The sequence below is a fragment of the Nitrosomonas sp. Nm34 genome, assembly GCF_900113925.1.
Classification (GTDB): domain Bacteria; phylum Pseudomonadota; class Gammaproteobacteria; order Burkholderiales; family Nitrosomonadaceae; genus Nitrosomonas.
Map to the genome: position 1 here is coordinate 1 of NZ_FORD01000126.1, position 2712 is coordinate 2712.

Sequence of the window (2712 nt, forward strand, 5' to 3'; positions counted from 1 at the left end):
TGTTTGTGGGTGAACCTAAATTCAAGTATCACGATGAATTCCAGGCCAGTGCCAAAGAAGGTGAAAAAGGAAAAGAAGAGTAAAACTGTGAAAAAGTAAAGAATAAAAACATTTGTTTTTGGTAAAATTTCATCAGTACTCATCTATGCTGGGAAGAATAAAGTGGTATCTCCCAGCTAGTTTTCTTATGGTCACTATTATCTTTTTTAAATGAAGATAATAGTGTGCTTACTTTGCTTGATAGTCCTTAATGCAAATGTGAAGTACCAAGGTTATATGTGCTCGTCGGATATGATGAGCTTTATTTTTTATTCCATTAAGGTAATAAATGCTTCGTTATTTCCCCGCACCTGATGTTGTTTGTATTCACAAGAAGCGAGATTACTTCATCGCTGCTTTTACATTTTTTTGTGTGGCGGTAAGCCTGGTTATCGATGCCCATGCAAATTTGATCATACAGAATATGCTGGGGATCATAGCATGGGTATTTTTAATTGGATTATTAGCAGGTGAAAATAAGGAAATAAGAATACAAGTAGTGATTGCCGTGGCATTTGCGACAGCAGGTGAGCATTTTGCCTCTGTTTATATGGGGGGATATACTTACCGGTTTGAAAATGTACCTTTATATGTACCTCCAGGACATGGAATGGTTTATTTAACGGCAGTCGCGCTGGCTCGTTCAGGTTTTTTCCTTAAATATGCGAGAAAAATTGCTGCATTCGTTGTATTCGTATGTGGTGTCTGGTCGTTTTGGGGAGTTAGTGGCATCCCCGAACAGGGAGATCAGGTAGGAGCAATATTATTTTGTGTGTTTCTTATCTATCTATTCAAAGGTAGATCTCCCATGGTTTATCTTGCTGCTTTTTTTATCACCACTTGGTTAGAGTTGATTGGTACAGCTGCTGGAACATGGTATTGGGCAAAGCTTGAGCCCATTTTTAACTTATCACAAGGAAATCCTCCCAGTGGCGTTGCTGCGTGGTACTGTCTCGTTGATGCAGTGGCTATTGGTGGTGCACCCCTTGTCCAAAATATCATGAATAAATTTAATCAGTGGCTAAGAACCGATAAATCTAAACGTAGTATTCAACAGGAGACAGAATAATCAAACAATTTTTAAATACAGTCGCAAAGACTGAACAGATTTATGAGTAATCCCACAGCATTTGATCAATTAAATTTATCAAGTGAGCTTCTGAGAGCAATCTCAGATCAGGGGTATGTCAAACCGACCCCAATACAAGCTCAGGTTATACCACATATCCTTGAGGGCAAAGACATTATGGGTAGTGCCGAAACAGGCACAGGAAAAACAGCTAGTTTTACCTTACCCATGTTGCATCGATTGCAATCTCATGCGAGTTCGAGTGCTTCTCCAGCTAGGCATCCCATTCGAGCATTGATACTTGCACCTACACGTGAACTTGCTACGCAGATACATGATAATGTCAAAAACTACGGAAAATATACACAATTACGAAGCACGGTAATCTTCGGCGGTACGAGTATCGATCCTCAAATTAAGGAACTGCAAGCTGGAGTAGAAATTCTGGTCGCAACACCCGGCCGTCTATTGGATCACATTGAGCAGAAAACCATCAATCTATCTAGCGTGACTATTTTAGTCCTGGATGAAGCTGATCGTATGCTCGATATGGGCTTCCTGCCAGATATCAAGCGTATTCTTATGCTGCTTCCTCAGCAGCGGCAGAGCTTGATTTTTTCTGCTACTTTTTCTGAGGAAATCAAGCAACTTGCTGACAAGCTGCTGAAGCAGCCAATTTTAATTGAGGTGGCAAAACGCAATGCGATTAATCAATCCATCTCGCACAGGGTTCATTTAGTTAACCTTGAACGCAAGCATGAATTATTGGTGCAGTTAATTAAGCAAAATGATCTTAAACAGGTTTTGGTTTTTGTTAGAACTAAACAAGGTGCAGATCGTCTGGCCAAGCTACTTTTGCAGTATGAAGTAATAACAACAGCGATTCATGGCGATAAAAATCAGCAGCAACGTACCCAAGCACTTAATGATTTCAGAGAAGGAAAAATTCAGGCATTGGTGGCAACTGATGTAGCCGCACGGGGATTGGATATTGAGAGTCTTACTTATGTAATTAACTTCGAGTTACCAACTGTTCCAGAAGATTATATTCATCGCATTGGACGAACAGGCCGTGCGGGGAGTAAAGGTAATGCCATTTCGTTAGTAAGTGAAAATGAAAAGGAATATCTGGTAGGTATTGAGAAGCTGCTCCAAACGAAACTGGCCGTGACGAAAACGAATGGGTTTGAAACTGGGAAGAGTCATGATTCTGTTTTTCCACAAGCTACGCATCGTCAAGGACATAATGGTAAGCTAATGCATCATAAAACTGGCTTGGAAAGGAGTAATCATAGTGGGAGTAAGCAGCAACCAGCTCCTTATGGAAGAAATAAACCATCTCGACCAATTCCAGTTGATCCGATCTTTACTCAACCATATGTACCTATGCCGCTGGTAAAGAAATTAGATACCAGCAATAAAGCTTCTCATTCTATTAGTCAACCGAATAAAAAAGTCATTCCGGCACTCTTTACGCCGTTCCTTATTGATAAACGCAAGCAAGACTAATTAAGGATGTCGTCAAAAATAACTTCCAGAAATTGGATTAGAATGTTCATGCAGGATTATGGATAATAAAGCCAATTTATAATGGGTAAATGACA

At 40.0% G+C, this 2712-nt stretch carries 2 protein-coding genes; both read left to right on the plus strand.

The window, feature by feature from the left end:
• Positions 1-328: 328 nt before the first annotated feature.
• Positions 329-1108, plus strand: coding sequence for a hypothetical protein (locus BM283_RS17600; protein ID WP_090695441.1), 780 nt, complete (start codon positions 329-331; stop codon positions 1106-1108).
• Positions 1109-1150: 42 nt separating this feature from the next.
• Positions 1151-2617, plus strand: a complete 1467-nt coding sequence (locus BM283_RS17605) for a DEAD/DEAH box helicase (protein WP_090695444.1) — start codon at positions 1151-1153, stop codon at positions 2615-2617.
• The last annotated feature ends 95 nt before the right edge of the window (positions 2618-2712 follow it).